We start from the raw sequence: 17516 nt of genomic DNA, 5'->3' as shown, positions 1-17516 counted from the left end.
TCAAAACCCTCGCAAATGAGCGCCACAACCCCGTTTAGCTACAGCCGCTGGTGCCGCCGCAGGTGTTGCACTTCATGCAGGTGCCGTTGCGAACCAGCGTATAGTTGCCGCATTCGCCGCAGGCTTCGCCTTCGTAGCCCTGCATCTTGGCCTTGGCCCGCGCATCAAGGCTGACCCCGCCGGAACTCACGGCAGTGGAGGACTTCACCGCCAAGGCCATGTCACCGCTGCCGCTGATCTGTGGCGCGAGGCCCTGCAGGCCCGCATCTGCGTCCGCGTTTTGGCCGCCTTGCAGCACCACAAGATCTTGCGGCAGGCGGTTGCGCAGATACCCGGACGAGCTGATTTGCTTGAGCACCTCAAGCGATTTATTCGCCGCGTTCTCACTCAACTCGCTCACATTCCCAAGGTTCTCTTCCTCACCCCGGCCCAGATCGTCAAAGGTCGCGCCTTCAGGCTTCACATGCGCCAGATCGGTCCGGTCGAGGTAGGACACGGCGAGTTCGCGGAACACATAGTCAAGGATCGAGGTCGCCTGTTTGATGCTGTCGTTGCCCTGCACCATGCCGGCGGGCTCGAATTTGGTGAAGGTGAAGGCGTCGACGAACTCCTCCAGCGGCACGCCGTATTGCAGGCCCACGGAAACCGCGATGGCGAAGTTGTTCATCATCGCCCGGAAACCCGCGCCTTCCTTGTGCATGTCGATGAAGATTTCACCCAGCTTGCCGTCTTCGTATTCGCCGGTGCGCAGATAGACCTTATGCCCGCCGACATTCGCCTTTTGGGTATAACCCTTGCGGCGCTGCGGCATCTTCTCGCGGTGCGATTTGATGATCTCTTTGACGATCACCTTTTCGACAATCTTCTCGGCCAGCACGGCGGCTTTCTCATGCGCGTTGCCGCTTTCCAGCGTTTCGGCGGCGTCATCGTCGTCTTCGACCAGCGCGGCTGCCAGCGGCTGGCTCAGCTTTGAACCGTCGCGGTAAAGCGCATTGGCTTTGATCCCCAAGGACCAGCTTAGCTCATAGGCCTTTTGGCAGTCCTCAATGGTGGCGTTATTCGGCATGTTGATCGTCTTGGAGATCGCCCCCGAGATGAAGCTCTGAGCCGCCGCCATCATATGGATGTGGCTGTTGACCGACAGATAGCGTTTGCCCTTCTTGCCGCAGGGGTTGGCGCAATCGAAGATGCCGTAATGCGCTGCCTTGAGGTGCGGCGCGCCTTCCAGCGTCATGGTGCCGCAGACGTGGTCATTGGCCGCTTCGATATCCGCCTTGCTGAAACCGAGGGAGCGGAGCAGATCGAAGGTTGGGTCGTTCAGCTTTTCGGTCGGGATGCCCAGCACCTGCGTGCAAAACGCCTCGCCCAGCGTCCATTGGTTAAACACGAAACGGATATCAAATGCCTGCTTCAGCGCGGCATCCACCTTGGCCAACTCATTCGCGCCAAAGCCGTGGCCCGCCAGCGTGGTATGGTTGATCGCAGGCGCGTTGCCGATGGTGCCGTGGCCCACGGCGTAGCTGACGATCTCTTCGATCTGGGCCGAGCCGTAGCCGAGTTTCTCAAGCGCTGCGGGCACGGATTGGTTGATGATCTTAAAGTACCCGCCCCCGGCGAGTTTCTTGAACTTCACCAACGCGAAGTCGGGCTCGATCCCCGTGGTGTCACAATCCATCACCAGACCGATGGTGCCGGTGGGTGCGATGACAGAGGTCTGGGCGTTACGGTAGCCATGCACCTCACCCAGCTTCAGCGCCTCGTCCCAGCAGGATTTGGCGATGTCGACCAACCCAGCCTGTGGGCAATTGGCGTGATCCAGCGGGACTGGCTTGACCGAAAGCTGCTCATAGCCATCCGCCTTGCCATAGGCGGCGGTGCGGTGGTTGCGGATGACGCGCAGCATATGCTCGGCGTTCTTGGCATAGCCCGGAAAGGCCCCCAATTCGCCCGCCATTTCCGCCGACGTTGCATAGGCCACGCCGGTCATGATCGCGGTCAGCGCCCCGCCAAGGGCACGGCCCTCGTCACTGTCGTAGGAATAGCCCATGTTCATCAACAGCCCGCCGATATTGGCATAGCCAAGCCCAAGTGTGCGGAAGTCATAAGAGCGCTGCGCGATCTCCTTGGAGGGGAACTGCGCCATCATCACGCTGATCTCCAGCGTCACGGTCCACAGACGCGAGGCATGCATGTAATCCTCGACCTGAAAAACGCCGTCCTTGAGGAAGGTCAGCAGGTTCATCGACGCCAAGTTGCAGGCGGTGTCGTCAAGGAACATGTATTCCGAACAGGGGTTCGAGCCGCGGATCGCACCGTCTTCGGGGCAAGTGTGCCAGTCGTTCACCGTGTCGTGGTACTGGATCCCCGGATCGGCGCAGGCCCATGCGGCATGGCCGACCTGATCCCAAAGATCGCGGGCCCGGATGGTTTTCACCACACGGTTCTCGGTGCGGCTGATCAATTCCCAATCGGCGTCCTTTTCCACCGCCTTGAGGAAGGCGTTGGTGACCCGGATCGAGTTGTTGGAGTTCTGGCCCGAGACCGAGTTGTACGCCTCAGAGTCCCAATCAGTGTCATAGGTCGGGAATTCGATGCCGGTATGGCCCTGCTTGGCGTAATCCAGCACGCGCTTGACGTAGGTTTCGGGGATCGCGACCTTCTTGGCCTCGCGGATCGCGGCCTTTAGTTGGTCGTTCTTGGCGGGGTCATAGGCATCCACCGCGGCGCCGTCCCATGCCTTGATCGCGTCGAACAAGAGGTTCAACTTCTGCTCGTGCATCTTGGAGCCGGCGACGATGCTTGCCACCTTCTGCTCTTCGAGCACCTTCCAGTTGATGAAATCTTCGATATCGGGGTGGTCGGCGTCGACGATCACCATTTTGGCCGCGCGACGGGTGGTGCCGCCGGATTTGATGGCGCCAGCGGCGCGGTCCCCGATCTTAAGGAACCCCATCAAACCCGACGACTTGCCGCCGCCCGACAGCTTCTCGCCCTCTCCGCGGAGCGATGAAAAGTTGGTGCCTGTGCCTGAGCCGTATTTGAAAAGCCGCGCCTCACGAACCCAGAGGTCCATGATACCGCCGTCGCCCACCAGATCGTCGGCGACCGATTGGATGAAGCAGGCATGAGGCTGCGGGTGCTCATAGGAAGACTTCGAACGGGTCAGTTTCCCGGTTTTGAAGTCGACGTAGTAATGCCCCTGCGCCGGGCCATCGATGCCGTAGGCCCAGTGCAACCCGGTGTTAAACCATTGCGGGCTATTGGGAGCCGCGCGCTGGCTGGCCAACATGTGGCGCATTTCGTCGTAATAGGCGCGGGCGTCTTCTTCGGTCGAGAAATAACCACCCTTCCATCCCCAATAGGCCCAAGCGCCCGCCAGACGGTCAAAGACCTGCTTGGAGGAGGTCTCCCCCCCCATCTCGGCGCCCTCGGCAGGGACCGACCGCCAGAGAAACTCTGGCACGCCCTTTTCTTTGACGCGGCGCGTGGCGCTTGGCACGCCCGCCTTGCGGAAATACTTCTGCGCGATCACGTCGCTTGCGACCTGGCTCCAGGATTTCGGGACTTCGACGTTGTCGAGCTTGAACACCACCGAACCGTCAGGGTTGCGGATCTCTGACACCGTGGTGACAAAGTCCAAATCCGCATAGGCGTCCTGCCCGGCTTTGGTGAAATTCCGTTCAATCTTCATCGTCGCTGCCCTTTTCTAAACTTTTAAAATCTTTAGCCGACCCGCTCTAAGCAGACCGCCTCCCCCCGTTTGTTGGCAGTTTGGACAGAGCTTCGCCGTGCCACCTGCTGACGCAGGCGGCTGGAATCCCATTGAAACACTGGTTCTTGTATTCTGTCCCCACTGCCAAAGCACCGGCTGCGTTGCACACAACATCTTGTGGCGCTCTACTTGACCCCCACAAACTGACGTAGATAGACCTAATCGGTCAACGGTTTTTTTACGTTTTATTTCCGGCAAGACAGTTGACCGATGCGCCCCTATTTGCGCCATCCGCGCGCGAAGTGATTCAGCCTCAGGATATCCCCAGAGATACCCGCAAGCCCGGTGCAGCGCTGAATTCCAAATAATCCATTGCCCCGGCAGAGTTAGGGGCGGTGCTTGAGGGATTGGTCGAATTCATCCACAGCCCCGGGCGCCCGAGCGGGCGACAGCCCCGCCGAAGCTGGCCGCACATCGCCGCCGAAGGCGGTCCAGCACCCCTGCCCGTCAGCTCAATGCAAAACCGCGACAGAATCATCACGGTCATCGCGGGCATTGGCGCAAATCTGCCAAAGCACAGGCGGCAGACACTATATCTTGTGCAGAGTGGAAATATCCCAGCCGATACAGCCCCTAGATCGCTAAGGACTGAGATAATCTCAAGACTGGAAGAAAGTGGTCGGAGCGAGAGGATTCGAACCTCCGACCCCCTGTACCCAAAACAGGTGCGCTACCAGGCTGCGCCACGCTCCGACTGGGGCTTCTTTAGCCATAAGCCCGCCGATTGAAAAGCCCCGATTGACCTTAAACTCAGAAAAACGACGAAGTCTTTAGCAAGGCCAGGCCGGGGTGTTCCCAGCAAAGGCCGGATGGCGGATTTCGCTGCCTCCGGTGATGCCCAGACGTTTCGCCAGACCGCCGTTAATCTCCAAGACCGACAGCAGATCATCCCCGCCCGGAATCGGTGTCTCATCCAGTGGTATGGCGGAGTGGTGAATTTTCTGCACCACGCCCCGATCGTCGATGAACAGCAGGTCGAGTGGGATCAGCGTGTTGCGCATCCAAAAGCTCAGCGGTTGGGGGGTCTCATAGATAAAGAGCATCCCCGCACTCAGCGGCAGAGAGCGCCGGTGCATCAGCCCCTTGGCGCGTTCCGCCGTGTCATCCGCCACTTCGACGGAGAACCGCGCCTTGCCCCAGTCGCCCCGCAGGCTCACGCTATCGGCGCGACAGACCTCGGCCAGCGCCGCACCGGTCAGCAGCAGGCTGGCTAGCGCCGCCCCTGCAATTTGCCCTGTCAGATGTCGTACATTCAGCCGTCTATCACCGCGTCCCATGAACTTACCTCCGCCGCCAGATGGCCCCGATCGCCAACAATCACCCGCATGGCAAGCGCTTCGCCCGGTTGCAAATCACAAAGTCCGGATTGGCGCAGTACATCGATATGCAGAAACACATCTTCCGCGCAGCCAAAGACATTTGCAAACCCAAAACCCTTGGCCTTGTCGAACCATTTCACACGGGCGGGCTCGAACTCGGCAGCGGCAAGTTGATCGGGGTCAAATCCTGCGAATTCGACCACGGCGGCGGGCGGCTCACTGGGGGGCGTGACGGCGAGCACCTCGACCGCCTGCGCGCCGCGATCGGTCTGCTGCACCCGCACCGTCACCCGGGCCCCATCAGCGACAGAGCTTTGGCCGAAATTGCGCAGGACATTGACGTGCAGCAATATGTCGGCCCCGCCCGCGTCGGCCACGACAAAGCCGAAGCCTTTGAGCGGATCGAACCATTTGACCACGCCCTCAAGGGGATCGTTTAGTCCCGGCGTTTCTGCCGGTTGGGTATCAGACACATCTTTCATCGCTAATCCGTGCCGTCCTATCAAGGATTGAGCCGTGTGACGGCCCAGGGCGCTGCGGCATCCGCGCGGCGCCATTGAAAACGGTCATGCAGGCGGAATTCGACATCTGCCCAGAATTCGATTTCCAGCGGGGTGATCCGGTAGCCGCCCCAGAACGGCGGACGTGTGGGGTTCACCCCCTGCTGCGCGGTCACTTTGGCGACTTCGGCCATCAACGCCCCGCGCCCTGAAAGAGGCTGCGATTGGCGCGAGGCCCAAGCCCCCAAGCGGCTCTTGAGCGAGCGCGATGCGTAGTAGTCATCGGCCTTTGGCCCGTCTTCGCGGCTGATCAGCCCGCGCACCCGCACCTGACGGCGCAATGATTTCCAATGCATGACAAAAGCCGCCTTGCCCGCGCCATCCAGTTCCTGGGCCTTTTGGCTTTCGTAATTGGTGTAAAAGACAAAGGCGTCCGGTTCGATCTCTTTCAACAGCACCATGCGGGCGTTTGGCAGCCCTTGCGAATCTACCGTGCTCAGCGCGATGGCGTTGGGGTCATTCGGCTCGCTCGTCTCTGCTTCGGAAAGCCAACGCTGCGCAATCGCAAAGGGATCGTCCCCCGCAAATATACCAGTCCGCGTTTCCATTCGGCATCCCCTCTTAGAGTGTTCGAGCCCGTAACCGGTTCTTCGCCGGAGTCTGACTTATTCGCTAAGACATTTGTTAACGATCGGCAACTCAAAGGACAACCTTACCCGATTTCCGTCAGTTAGCCGCCGATCTTATGGCAAATCACGGGGGTGAAGCCGCCTGTGCAGTCTTGATGGCCGCGCTGCAATCGCCTAGACCAAGACAACCTAAACGGAACATAGACAAGGCGGCGGAATGGGAAACGAATTGATGCGGGGCAAGCGCGGGCTCATCATGGGTCTGGCGAATGACAAATCCATCGCATGGGGCGTGGCCAAAGCGCTGGCCGATGCGGGGGCGGAACTTGCCTTTTCCTACCAAGGTGACGCGCTCAAGAAACGTGTGGGGCCTTTAGCCGAGCAGCTTGGCAGCGACATCGTTCTGCCCTGCGACGTGGGCGACGAGGCGTCGATCGACGCGATGTTTGATGGGCTGAAAGAACGCTGGGACGGGCTTGATTTCATCGTTCACGCCATCGGCTTTTCCGACAAGGGTGAACTACGGGGCCGCTATGTTGATACCAGCCGTGGTAACTTCGCCATGTCGATGGATATCTCGGTATATTCCTTCACCGCCGTGATGCAGCGCGCGGAAAAGATGATGTCGCCCGGTGCCAGCGCCCTGACGCTGACCTACTACGGCGCCGAAAAGGTGATGCCGCATTATAATGTGATGGGTGTGGCCAAGGCCGCGTTGGAGGCGAGCGTTAAATACCTTGCCGAAGATCTGGGCAAGGACGGCATTCGCGTCAACGCGATCTCGGCGGGGCCGATCAAGACGCTGGCGGCCTCCGGCATCGGTGATTTCCGCTACATCATGAAATGGAACGAGTACAACTCCCCCCTGCGCCGCAATGTCACGACCGAGGATGTCGGCAAGGCCGCCCTCTTCCTGCTGTCGGATCTGGGCAGCGGCACCACGGGAGAGAACCTGCATGTCGACGCGGGCTATCACGTTGTCGGCATGAAGGCGGTTGACGCGCCCGACATGTCCAAGGAATAAGCCGCCCAAATTAATTCGCGCGGGTGCCCGCGCCAGCTGCTGCAAAGGACCATCATGACCAAATCCAAGGACGCCTCGCGCCTGCCCCATGAAAAGGGCTTTCACATCTCCTGGGATCAGATCCACCGCGACAGCCGTGCGCTGGCGTGGCGGCTCGATGGTCTTGGTCCCGACGATGGCGCGTGGCGTGCCGTGGTGGCGATCACCCGCGGCGGCATGGCCCCCGCGATGATCGTCGCGCGTGAGTTGGATATCCGCACCGTCGATACGATCTCGGTCATGTCCTACCATTCGGGCGGCGGCGCCGCCGACCAACGGCGCGAGGCCAAGGTCCTGAAATCCCCCGACGCTGAGATGATGGGTGATGGCACCGGCATCCTGATCGTCGATGATCTGGTCGACAGCGGCAAGACCATCGAACTGGTGCGCGAGCTTTACCCCAACGCTCATTTCGCCACCGTCTATGCCAAGCCCGAGGGCGAGCCGCAGGTCGATACTTTCATCACCGGCGTCAGCCAAGACACGTGGATCTTCTTCCCGTGGGACATGGCGCTGCAATATGTCGAGCCCTACCGCGGCAAGGACTGAGGGGCTCTGCGCCACCTTCCCCTGCCCCTTACCTGACCGGATACACCTATGCCGCTTTCGCGCACCGCCACCACTTTCTTCCCTCCGGTGATGGAGGCGCGGCGCTGGCTGGATGGCGTGACATTCACCGATGACCGCCCGCTGATCAACGTGAGCCAAGCCGCCCCCGTCGATCCGCCTCCAGAGGGGCTGCGCCGGGCGATGGCCGAGGTCACGCTGAACAACGATGAGGCGCATCTCTACGGCCCCGTGCTGGGCCTGCCGGAACTGCGCGCCGAACTGGCACGGCAAACGGCAGAGAAATACGGGGGCGTGGTGACCGACGAACAGGTCTGCATCACATCCGGGTGCAACCAAGCCTTTGCCGCCGCCATTGCCACACTCTGCGGTGAAGGCGATGAGGTGATCATCCCGACGCCTTGGTACTTCAACCACAAAATGTGGCTCGACATGAGCGGGGTCACCGCCGTGCCGCTGCCCGTCGAAGCCGACATGCTGCCCGACCCCAACAAGGTCGCAGCCGCCATCACCCCGCGCACCCGCGCCATCGCGCTGGTCACCCCCAACAACCCCGGCGGCGTGGAGTATCCCGCCGCCCTCGTGCAGGAATTCTTCGACCTCGCGCGCCGTCACGGCATCGCGCTGATCCTCGACGAGACCTACCGCGATTTTCACAGCCGCCCCGGCCCGCCGCATGCGCTGTTCCGCGACCCCGACTGGCACGACACGCTGATCCACCTCTATTCCTTCTCCAAAGCCTACCGCCTGACCGGCCACCGCGTCGGCGCGCTGATCGCCAGCAAGGCGCGGCTGGCAGAGGTTGAGAAGTTTCTCGATACCGTGGCCATTTGCCCGGCGCAGATCGGCCAGCATGGCGCGCTCTGGGGGATGCAAAACCTTGGCCCGTGGCTCGCCGGCGAACGCGAAGAGATCCTCGCACGCCGCGCCGCGATTTCCGCGCTGATGCCCAAGATCGAACCGCTGGGTTGGGAATTGCTCGGGCTGGGTGGCTATTTCGCCTATTTGCGACATCCCTTTAACCTCTCCTCGGCAGAACTGGCCCCGCAATTGGTGCGCGATGCAGGCGTGCTTTGCCTGCCCGGCACCATGTTCCAGCCCGAGGGAGACGCGCGCGGTGAAAGCCAGTTGCGCATCGCCTTTGCAAACCTCGACACCGCCGGTCTCGAAGTGCTTTTCGACAGGCTTGCAGCCCTGCCACGCAACGCATAGACAGGTCCGAAATCAACGAGGGACCGTGTCATGGCCAAAAAAGGCTTCAGCTTTTCGAAAACCGCCGTTTGGGCCTTGATGGGCCTGCTTATCTTAGGTCTAGGCGGCTTTGGCGCGATCAATCTCAGTGGCAATCTGCGCAGCATTGGCACGGTCGGGGACAAGTCGATCTCGGTCGATCAATACGCCCGCCAATTGCAGCAGGAAATCCGCGCGATTGAAGCACAAACCGGCGAGAGCCTGTCCTTTGCCCGCGCCCAAGAGATGGGTCTGGACCGCGCCGTTCTGCAACGGATCGTCCGCAACCGCGCGCTGGATCACGAAGCCGACGAAATGGGCCTCTCCATCGGCGATGCCACCCTGCGCGATGAGATCGTGGCCATTTCGGCGTTCCAAGGGATCGATGGCAATTTTGACCGCGAAGGCTATCGTTTCGCCCTTCAGCAAAGCGGCATGAGCGAGGCCGAGTTCGAGCGTTCGATCCGCGAAGAAGCTGCGCGCGACCTGTTGCAGCGTGCGGTTCTGGGCGGTGTCTCCATGCCCGACACCTATGCCCGCACGTTGGTCGACTACGTCGCCGAACAGCGTAGCTTTACTTGGGCCCGCCTCAGCGAGAGTGACCTCGACACCCCCGTGGCCGCACCGACAGCCGAAGAGCTTCAGGCCTATTACGACGCCAACACCGATGACTTCATGCTGCCCGCCAGCAAAAGCATCACCTATGCATGGCTCCGCCCCGAAGACCTGCTGGACGAGGTTGAGGTGCCCGAAGAAGAGCTGCGCGCCGAATATGACGCCCGCAGCGATGAATACGACCAGCCCGAGCGTCGATTGGTCGAGCGTCTGGTCTTTGCCAACGAAGAGGCCGCCACGGAGGCCGCAGCAGCGCTCGAAGTTGACGGCACCACCTTTGAGGCGCTGGTCGAAGAACGCGGCTTGGCTCTGGCGGATGTGGATATGGGCGACGTGGCCAAATCCGATCTCGACGCCGCCGGTGATGCGGTGTTTGGGGCCCAGAGCGGCGACATCGTCGGTCCCCTCCCCACTTCGCTTGGGCCGGCCCTCTTCCGCGTGAACGCGGTTTTGCCTGCGCAGAACGTGCCTTTCGAAGAGGCCCGTGAGGTGCTGGAAGAAACCCTCGCCATTTCCCGCGCGACCCGCGCCGTCGAAGCCCGCGCACAGGAGATCGACGACCGTCTCGCCGGAGGGGCCACGCTCGAAGATCTGGCCGAGGAAACCAAGATGAACCTCGGCACCATCGACTGGACCCAAGAAAGCAGCGAAGGCATCGCCGCCTATGGCGCCTTCCGCGAAGCCGCAGCGAGCCTGAGCGCCGATGCGTTCCCGCAGATCGACCAGTTGGAAGACGGCGGCGTTTTCGCCATGCGCCTTGATGAGACCAAGCCAGAGCGCCCCGAACCTTTCGAGCAGGCCCGCGATGCGGTTGAGACCGCGTGGCGCAATGCCCAGATCGTAGAGGCGCTGACCGCCAAGGCCGAGAGCCTGACCGGCACATTGGCCGAAGCGGACGGTTTTGAGGCCGCCGGTCTCACGCCGCAGCTTGGCGAAGGCCTGACCCGCAGTTCCTATGTCGACGGCACGCCCGACGATTTTATGGATCAGGTCTTTGACCTCGACGAGGGTGGCGTCGCGGTCCTGCCCGCAGGGGACAGCGTCGTGGTGCTGCGCCTTGATGCCGTGACCCCCGCGGGCGAAGACGACCAGACCCAAGCGCTGATGACCCGCCTGTCACAGCAGTTGGATCAGGCGCTGGCCCAAGGTCTTTTCGATATCTACAGCAATGCAGTGATGCGCGATGCCGATCCCCAGATCGACCAGCGCGCGGTCAGTGCCGTGCATGTGAACTTTCCCTGATAGGCAAATTTGATGGCCCTGACCCCGGATTTCGACACTTTCGCCCGCGCTTATGAAGCGGGCGAAAACCAGATTGTCTACACCCGCCTTGCCGCGGACCTCGACACGCCGGTGTCGCTGATGCTCAAACTGACGGGCGCGGCGGAGAATGCTTTTGTGCTGGAGTCTGTCACAGGCGGCGACGTGCGCGGACGCTATTCCATCATCGGCATGAAGCCCGACCTGATCTGGCGTTGCCAGGGTGAGACCGCAGCCCTGAACCGTGCGGCGCGCTATGATGCGGATGCCTTTGAGGACATGCCCGGCGATCCGCTGGACCGTCTGCGCGATGTCATCGCGGAATCGCGCATCACCCTGCCCGATGATCTGCCCCAAGCCGCCGCCGGTCTCTTTGGCTATCTCGGCTATGACATGATCCGGTTGGTGGAACATCTGCCCAATGTGAATCCTGACCCTCTGGGCCTGCCTGATGCGGTGATGATGCGCCCCTCGGTCGTGGCCGTGCTGGATGGGGTGAAGGGCGAAGTCACCATCGTCTCCCCCGCTTGGGTGTCCGAAGTCCAGACCGCGCGCGCCGCCTATGCCCAAGCCGCCGAGCGTGTGATGGACGCGGTGCGTGATCTGGAACGCGCCATGCCGCAGACCTCCCGCGATTTGGGAGAGGCCGAAGACGCGCCGGAGTCGGTGAGCAATTTCACCCACGACGGGTACAAGGCCGCCGTCGAAAAGGCGCGCGATTACATCAAGGCGGGCGATATCTTTCAGGTGGTGCCAAGCCAGCGTTGGGCCCAAGGGTTTACCCAGCCCCCCTTCGCGCTTTACCGCAGCCTGCGGCGCACCAACCCCTCGCCCTTCATGTTCTATTTCAACTTCGGCGGCTTCCATGTGGTCGGCGCGAGCCCAGAGATCCTCGTGCGGGTCTTTGGCAACGAAGTCACCATTCGCCCGATCGCGGGCACCCGCAAGCGCGGCGCCACGCCGGAGGAAGACCGCGCGTTGGAGGCCGATCTGCTAAGCGATCCAAAAGAACTGGCCGAACACCTCATGCTGCTCGATTTGGGCCGCAACGATGTGGGCCGGGTCGCCAAAATCGGCACCGTGCGCCCCACCGAAGAGTTCATTGTCGAGCGCTACAGCCACGTCATGCACATCGTCTCCAACGTGGTCGGTGAGTTAAAAGAGGGCAAAGATGCGCTTGATGCCTTCTTTGCTGGGATGCCCGCAGGCACCGTTTCGGGCGCGCCCAAGGTCCGCGCGATGGAGATCATCGACGAGTTGGAGCCCGAAAAGCGTGGCGTCTATGGCGGTGGCGTGGGCTATTTCAGCGCGGGCGGCGACATGGACATGTGCATCGCCCTGCGCACGGCGGTGGTGAAGGACGAGACGCTCTACATCCAAGCCGGGGGCGGCGTTGTCTATGACAGCGATCCAGAGGCCGAGTTCATGGAGACGGTGCATAAATCCGGCGCGATCCGCCGTGCCGCAGCCGATGCCGCGCGCTTTGGCGGTAAAGGGAACAACTGACCATGCCGAACCGTGCCCCCTTTCAGATTGCGGGGCATTCCGTTGCCCCCGGCAGCAGCCTTGCGGTCGACCTGCCCGTCTCAATCCTGCCGGATCACACGCCGGTGCATCTGTCGCTCGAGATCTATCACGGCAAACGTCCGGGGCCGACGATGTTCGTCTCTGCCGCCGTGCATGGGGATGAGGTCATCGGCGTTGAGATCACCCGCCGTCTGCTGCGCGCGCCGCAACTCTCTGCCCTGCGTGGCACGCTGATCGTGGTGCCGGTGGTGAACTCTTTCGGTTTTCTCAACCGCTCACGCTACCTGCCCGACCGCCGCGACCTGAACCGTTGTTTCCCCGGCTCGCCTTCGGGCAGCCTCGGCGCACGGCTGGCGCATATTTTCCTGCAAGAGGTGGTGCTGCGCTGCGACTTTGGTGTCGATCTGCATTCGGCGGCGATCCACCGCACGAACCTGCCGCAGGTGCGCGTTTCGCCCGCGGACAAGGTGACCCATAAGATGGCGATGGATTTCGGCGCGCCGGTGGTGCTGACCTCGCCGCTGCGCGATGGGTCGTTGCGCGCGGTCGCGGCGCGCGAAGGCACGCCGATTCTGCTTTATGAAGCGGGCGAAGGGCTGCGCTTTGACGAGATGGCCGTTCGTGCCGGGCTTGCGGGCATCCTGCGGGTCATGCGCGGACAAGACATGCTGCCCGCCAAGGGCATCGCCAGCGCCCGCAGTGCGCCCTATATCTGCACCGCCTCCCACTGGCTTCGTGCGCCTGCGGGCGGCCTGCTGCGCACCTTCCGTGCCGAGGGTGAGACGGTGGCCGAAGGCGATCTGCTTGCCATCGTGTCAGACCCCTTTGGCAAAGAAGAGGCCGAACTGCTGGCCGATGCGCCGGGCATTCTTATTGGGCGTGCCATTCTGCCGATCGTCAACGAAGGCGACGCGGTCTTTCACCTCGCCAAGCTCAGCCCCCGCGCGGCAGAGGCGACGGTGGATGAACTGGTCAACCAGTTGGAAGAAGACCCGCTTTTCGACGAAGACGAGATCATCTAAATCAGGGCCATACCCTGCGCGGGGTCACTCCTCGCGCAGCAGCACTGCCGAAATCGGGACCAAGGCCACATCGCTGGCCCGGTCCTGCAAGCCCCAAAGCAGCAGCGCCGAAACGGTATCGGGCCGCAGACGGCCCAGCATGATCACCGCCCCCTCTTGCCCGGCCTTGAACGCCGCTTGATCGAGGAAGCGGCGGATCACCCGTGCGGTCTGGTCCTTGCTGTCGAAATCGCGAAACACCGGATCCGCAGGCACCCCGGCCTTCCGCGCCAGTTTCGGCATGGTGTTCAGCCCTTTGTCCTGCGTCACCAGCCCGTGGCCAGACTGCGCAAGGATATCCGTCACTTGATCGGCCAGCGCCCGGCTGCCTTGAAAGCCGCTCTGGGTCCCTTCCAGCACACCGACCACGGGCCCGATCCGGTCGAGCGTGGCGGCAAAGGCGGTCTCGGCGTCGCTTGGCTGTGCGCCCTGCGGCAGATCGACCAGCGCCAAGACCTCAAACCCGGCCTCGCGATAGGTTTCCACCCGCTCGGCCGCGTCCGAGAGGCCGCTGTCGACCGCAAAGCTCAGCGGATAAGGAAAGCTGCGCAGCGCGGCCAGCCCGGCGCTGCCCGCGGTGACCGAAGTGCCATCGTCGATCAAGACCACACTCATCAGCGGCTTGCCCTCGGGCTGGTCACGAGCAAGGCTGTTGACCACCACGGGGCGCGGATCGTCGTTCACAATCTCGTCAGCCTCGGCGGGCTCTGCCGCGGGTGTCGCACCGGGGCGGTTGATCACCACCCCCGTATCACGGTCTGCCAAAGTGACTGCGGGTGTGCCGATGTTCGGTCGGCCATCGCTCTCCGTATCGCCAGTTTCTGGCGCGGCTTCTGCAGACTGCGGCTCTTCCACCGGCGCGGGGGTGTCTGCTGCGGTGGGTTGAGGAGCAGCCTCGGGTGTAGGCGCATCTTCCTCGGCATCAACGACAGGCGGAGTTTCGACGATAACACTCTCCGGTGCCGGTTCCGGCACCGCATCCTCTTCAACGGCGACCTCTTCCGCTGGCAGGGTGATCGCCTCGTCTTCCTCGACCTCCGGCGCTTCCATGCCCTCAGGCGCGTCAAACGCCCCTTCGATATCGGCCACATCCGGTGCAGGCGGCTGCGCGGGTTCGGTGCTGATCGAAAGCTCGTCGGCGGCCTGCGGCGCATCGGGGGCCACGGCCTGCGGATTGGGCAACACCGGTTCTTCCGCGCCCGGAGACATCGGGGTTTGCCCCTCCGGTGCCGCGGGGGTGCTGAGCCCCTCAGCGCTGCCGGTCTCTGGCAGGCTGGCCGACGTCTGCGTGTCGGGGTCAAGCGCGGCTAGGCTGTCTTGCTCAGGCACATCGGCACGCGGCGCGGGGGCATTCAACACAGGCGCAGAATCGCGGCTGCGCCCCTGCTCACCTGCATCGGTCACATTGATCCGCGCCGGGGCGGGACCAGAGCCGGGCGCATCGCCCACCTGCGGTGGCAAGGGCAAGGGCATCATCAACGACACCGCACCGGCCACACCGATGCACGTCACACCCCCCCAAATCAGCCCGCTCAGAACTCCGCGTGCCATCTGCGCTACTCCTGCTGTCTGCGCCATGGCCAGAAAGCCCGGCGTTCCCCTCAATTGGCTTGCCCCAAACTCTTGACGATGGGGTTCAAGCCTGAACATGTATGCCAAAACCTATACCGCGCTCCGGCGCGGTTTCTCCAGTCCTAATACAAAGAAATGCCTGCCTGTGCTGCTGCTCATCGATAACTACGACAGCTTTACCTATAACTTGGTCCACTATCTGGGCAGCCTCGGGGCGGATGTGCAGGTGCACCGCAACGACGCGCTCAGTGTGGACGAAGCGATGGCCATGAACCCCGCCGGTATCTTGCTGTCCCCCGGCCCCTGTGACCCTGACCAAGCGGGGATATGCCTAGAGCTGACCCATGCCGCTGCCGAAGCGCGGGTGCCGCTCTTGGGCGTCTGCCTGGGCCATCAGACCCTTGGCCAAGCCTTTGGCGGCAAGGTCGTGCGTGCCGATGACATCGTGCACGGCAAGCTGGGCCAGATGCAACATGAGGGGCGCGGTGTCTTTGCCGGGCTGCCCTCGCCCTTTGGGGCCACGCGCTATCACTCGCTGGTGGTGGAACGCGCAAGCCTACCGGAGTGTCTTGAGATCACCGCAGCACTCGAAGACGGCACGATCATGGGTCTGCAACACCGCGACTTGCCCCTGCACGGCGTGCAATTCCATCCAGAATCGATCCGGTCCGAGCATGGCCACGCCCTGCTGCAAAACTTCCTGAATGAGATGAAGGTCCCGGCATGAGTAGCGCGCTGAAACCCTTGCTTGACGCCGCTGCCAACGGGCCGCTCACCTCGGATCAGGCTGTCGAAGCCTTTGAAATCCTCTTCGAAGGCGAAGCCACGCCAAGCCAGATCGGTGGCTTTCTCATGGCCCTGCGCACGCGCGGCGAAACGGTCACCGAATATGCCGCCGCCGCACAGGTCATGCGCAGCAAATGCAATGCCGTGCGCGCGCCCGAAGGGGCAATCGACATCGTCGGCACGGGCGGCGATGGCAAGGGGACGCTGAACATCTCAACCGCCGCCGCCTTCGTGGCTGCGGGCGCAGGTGCGGTGGTGGCCAAACATGGCAACCGCAACCTCAGCTCGAAATCCGGCGCTTCCGACGCGCTGTCGCAGCTTGGCATCAACGTCATGGTCGGCCCTGCGGTGGTTGAGCGTGAATTGGCCGAGGCGGGCATCGGTTTCATGATGGCCCCCATGCATCACCCCGCCGTCGCCCATGTCATGCCCACAAGGTCCGAGCTTGGCACCCGCACGATCTTTAACATCCTCGGCCCGCTCACCAATCCCGCAGGAGTCAAACGCCAGCTTACCGGTGCCTACAGCCGCGATCTGATTGAACCGATGGCGCTGACGCTGAAACAACTCGGCTCTGAAAAAGCGTGGCTCGTGCACGGGTCCGATGGCACGGATGAGCTGACCATCACCGGCGTTAGCTGGGTCGCCGCACTGGAAAACGGCGTGGTTAACTTGCGCGACTTGCACCCCGAAGACGCGGGCCTGCCGGTCCATCCCTTCGAGGCCATCGCCGGGGGTGAACCTACCGAGAACACCAAACATTTCAAAGCGTTGCTAGACGGCGTTCCATCGGGTTACCGCGACGCTGTGTTGCTCAACGCGGCCTCCGCCTTGGTCGTGGCGGATGTGGCCCCCGATTTGAAAACCGGCGTCGAAATGGCCCGTGAAAGCATCGACAGCGGCGCAGCGCGTGACCGGATCGAAAAAGTGGCGCAGATCAGCCAGTTGAAATGACACCGCCAAGCCTCAGCGCGCTTGGCGAATGGGCCGAACTGCCCTTTTTCGCTGAGGACTGGCCGCACATCGCCGAACAGCTTGCAGCCGAGCCGCGTGAGATATTGCCGCCCGCGCCCAAGATATTCGCAGCACTTGAACACCTTCAACCCGCAGCGGTAGAGGTGGTGATCCTCGGCCAAGACCCCTATCCCACGCCCGGCCATGCCCACGGCTATGCCTTCTCAGCCGAGCCTCACGTACGCCCGATACCACGATCTCTCGCCAATATCTTCAAAGAGTTACACGACGATCTTGGTGCACCGCCTGAAGACCCCGATCTGCGGTTCTGGGCCGATCAAGGCGTCTTGTTGTTGAACAACGTGCTGACCGTTCCGGCAGGCTGTGCGAATGGCCATGCGAAACTCGGTTGGCAAACGCTGATCGCTCAGGTGCTGGACCGCCTCTCGGATCGCCCCCGCGCCTATTTGCTCTGGGGCGCCCATGCGCAGAAGGCCGCGGCGCAGGTTGACCCGGCGCAAAACCTCAAGATCGAGACACCGCACCCTTCGCCGCTTTCCGCCCGGCGCGGCTTCTTTGGCTCGCGCCCCTTCAGCCGGGTGAATGACTGGTTGCAGGGCCAAGGCAAGCCCGGCATACATTGGACAAAGCCGTGAGGATG

At 62.4% G+C, this 17516-nt stretch carries 14 protein-coding genes and 1 tRNA gene; 9 read left to right on the top strand and 6 right to left on the bottom strand.

Annotated features, from left to right (window positions below):
* Positions 1-34: 34 nt before the first annotated feature.
* From K3758_RS08725 to pdxH, 5 genes are all read right to left on the bottom strand, one after another.
* Positions 35-3691, bottom strand: coding sequence for a vitamin B12-dependent ribonucleotide reductase (locus tag K3758_RS08725; protein ID WP_259943998.1), 3657 nt, complete (start codon positions 3689-3691; stop codon positions 35-37).
* Between the two features lie 697 nt (positions 3692-4388).
* Positions 4389-4465, bottom strand: a tRNA-Pro gene (locus tag K3758_RS08720).
* A 77-nt stretch (positions 4466-4542) separates the two neighbouring features.
* Positions 4543-5049, bottom strand: coding sequence for a DUF192 domain-containing protein (locus K3758_RS08715; protein ID WP_259943997.1), 507 nt, complete (start codon positions 5047-5049; stop codon positions 4543-4545).
* Complete coding sequence (locus K3758_RS08710) at positions 5025-5573, bottom strand: cold shock domain-containing protein (RefSeq protein ID WP_205570849.1); 549 nt, start codon at positions 5571-5573, stop codon at positions 5025-5027. Before K3758_RS08710 ends, K3758_RS08715 begins: the two co-directional genes overlap by 25 nt.
* Positions 5574-5593: 20 nt before the next feature.
* Entirely contained in the window at positions 5594-6199 is a 606-nt protein-coding gene (gene pdxH, locus K3758_RS08705) for a pyridoxamine 5'-phosphate oxidase (protein ID WP_259943996.1), read from the bottom strand.
* A gap of 238 nt (positions 6200-6437) precedes the next feature.
* Here pdxH and fabI point away from each other — a divergent pair, with 238 nt between their 5' ends.
* Genes fabI through K3758_RS08675 form a run of 6 tightly spaced genes read left to right on the top strand, consistent with a single transcriptional unit; the run spans position 6438 to position 13504 of the window.
* A complete protein-coding gene (gene fabI, locus K3758_RS08700) occupies positions 6438-7244 on the top strand; it encodes an enoyl-ACP reductase FabI (RefSeq protein ID WP_067629420.1) in 807 nt (268 codons plus the stop codon).
* 54 nt (positions 7245-7298) lie between these two features.
* Positions 7299-7832, top strand: coding sequence for a xanthine phosphoribosyltransferase (gene gpt, locus K3758_RS08695; RefSeq protein ID WP_067629419.1), 534 nt, complete (start codon positions 7299-7301; stop codon positions 7830-7832).
* 48 nt (positions 7833-7880) lie between these two features.
* Entirely contained in the window at positions 7881-9062 is a 1182-nt protein-coding gene (locus K3758_RS08690) for an aminotransferase (protein ID WP_259943990.1), read from the top strand.
* Positions 9063-9092: 30 nt separating this feature from the next.
* Complete coding sequence (locus K3758_RS08685; protein WP_259943987.1) at positions 9093-10937, top strand: peptidyl-prolyl cis-trans isomerase; 1845 nt, start codon at positions 9093-9095, stop codon at positions 10935-10937.
* A 12-nt stretch (positions 10938-10949) separates the two neighbouring features.
* Positions 10950-12461, top strand: coding sequence for an anthranilate synthase component I (gene trpE / locus K3758_RS08680; protein ID WP_259943985.1), 1512 nt, complete (start codon positions 10950-10952; stop codon positions 12459-12461).
* 2 nt (positions 12462-12463) lie between these two features.
* On the top strand, positions 12464-13504 hold the full coding sequence (locus K3758_RS08675) for a succinylglutamate desuccinylase/aspartoacylase family protein (protein ID WP_067935596.1): 1041 nt from the start codon (positions 12464-12466) through the stop codon (positions 13502-13504).
* A gap of 24 nt (positions 13505-13528) precedes the next feature.
* Here K3758_RS08675 and K3758_RS08670 read toward each other — a convergent pair whose 3' ends face one another.
* A complete protein-coding gene (locus tag K3758_RS08670) occupies positions 13529-15094 on the bottom strand; it encodes a polysaccharide deacteylase family 2 protein (RefSeq protein ID WP_259943978.1) in 1566 nt (521 codons plus the stop codon).
* Between the two features lie 166 nt (positions 15095-15260).
* Here K3758_RS08670 and K3758_RS08665 point away from each other — a divergent pair, with 166 nt between their 5' ends.
* Genes K3758_RS08665 through K3758_RS08655 form a run of 3 tightly spaced genes read left to right on the top strand, consistent with a single transcriptional unit; the run spans position 15261 to position 17511 of the window.
* A complete protein-coding gene (locus K3758_RS08665) occupies positions 15261-15842 on the top strand; it encodes an aminodeoxychorismate/anthranilate synthase component II (RefSeq protein ID WP_132443498.1) in 582 nt (193 codons plus the stop codon).
* Positions 15839-16855, top strand: a complete 1017-nt coding sequence (gene trpD, locus K3758_RS08660; protein WP_259943975.1) for an anthranilate phosphoribosyltransferase — start codon at positions 15839-15841, stop codon at positions 16853-16855. Before K3758_RS08665 ends, trpD begins: the two co-directional genes overlap by 4 nt.
* On the top strand, positions 16852-17511 hold the full coding sequence (locus tag K3758_RS08655; protein WP_259943973.1) for a uracil-DNA glycosylase: 660 nt from the start codon (positions 16852-16854) through the stop codon (positions 17509-17511). The genes trpD and K3758_RS08655 overlap by 4 nt, the downstream gene beginning before the upstream one ends.
* The last annotated feature ends 5 nt before the right edge of the window (positions 17512-17516 follow it).

It is taken from the genome of Sulfitobacter sp. W002 (assembly GCF_025142135.1).
Lineage (GTDB): Bacteria > Pseudomonadota > Alphaproteobacteria > Rhodobacterales > Rhodobacteraceae > Sulfitobacter > Sulfitobacter profundi.
The sequence above is the reverse complement of the archived record's forward strand: the minus strand, read 5'-3'. Positions and strand labels throughout refer to the sequence as shown.

Excerpts from the sequence above, each read along its gene's own strand:
- K3758_RS08725 (WP_259943998.1), bottom strand. The coding sequence starts at position 3,691 with ATGAAGATTGAACGGAATTTCACCAAAGCCGGGCAGGACGCCTATGCG.
- K3758_RS08715 (WP_259943997.1), bottom strand. The coding sequence starts at position 5,049 with ATGGGACGCGGTGATAGACGGCTGAATGTACGACATCTGACAGGGCAA.
- K3758_RS08710 (WP_205570849.1), bottom strand. The coding sequence starts at position 5,573 with ATGAAAGATGTGTCTGATACCCAACCGGCAGAAACGCCGGGACTAAAC.
- pdxH (WP_259943996.1), bottom strand. The coding sequence starts at position 6,199 with ATGGAAACGCGGACTGGTATATTTGCGGGGGACGATCCCTTTGCGATT.
- fabI (WP_067629420.1), top strand. The coding sequence starts at position 6,438 with ATGGGAAACGAATTGATGCGGGGCAAGCGCGGGCTCATCATGGGTCTG.
- gpt (WP_067629419.1), top strand. The coding sequence starts at position 7,299 with ATGACCAAATCCAAGGACGCCTCGCGCCTGCCCCATGAAAAGGGCTTT.
- K3758_RS08690 (WP_259943990.1), top strand. The coding sequence starts at position 7,881 with ATGCCGCTTTCGCGCACCGCCACCACTTTCTTCCCTCCGGTGATGGAG.
- K3758_RS08685 (WP_259943987.1), top strand. The coding sequence starts at position 9,093 with ATGGCCAAAAAAGGCTTCAGCTTTTCGAAAACCGCCGTTTGGGCCTTG.
- trpE (WP_259943985.1), top strand. The coding sequence starts at position 10,950 with ATGGCCCTGACCCCGGATTTCGACACTTTCGCCCGCGCTTATGAAGCG.
- K3758_RS08675 (WP_067935596.1), top strand. The coding sequence starts at position 12,464 with ATGCCGAACCGTGCCCCCTTTCAGATTGCGGGGCATTCCGTTGCCCCC.
- K3758_RS08670 (WP_259943978.1), bottom strand. The coding sequence starts at position 15,094 with ATGGCACGCGGAGTTCTGAGCGGGCTGATTTGGGGGGGTGTGACGTGC.
- trpD (WP_259943975.1), top strand. The coding sequence starts at position 15,839 with ATGAGTAGCGCGCTGAAACCCTTGCTTGACGCCGCTGCCAACGGGCCG.
- K3758_RS08655 (WP_259943973.1), top strand. The coding sequence starts at position 16,852 with ATGACACCGCCAAGCCTCAGCGCGCTTGGCGAATGGGCCGAACTGCCC.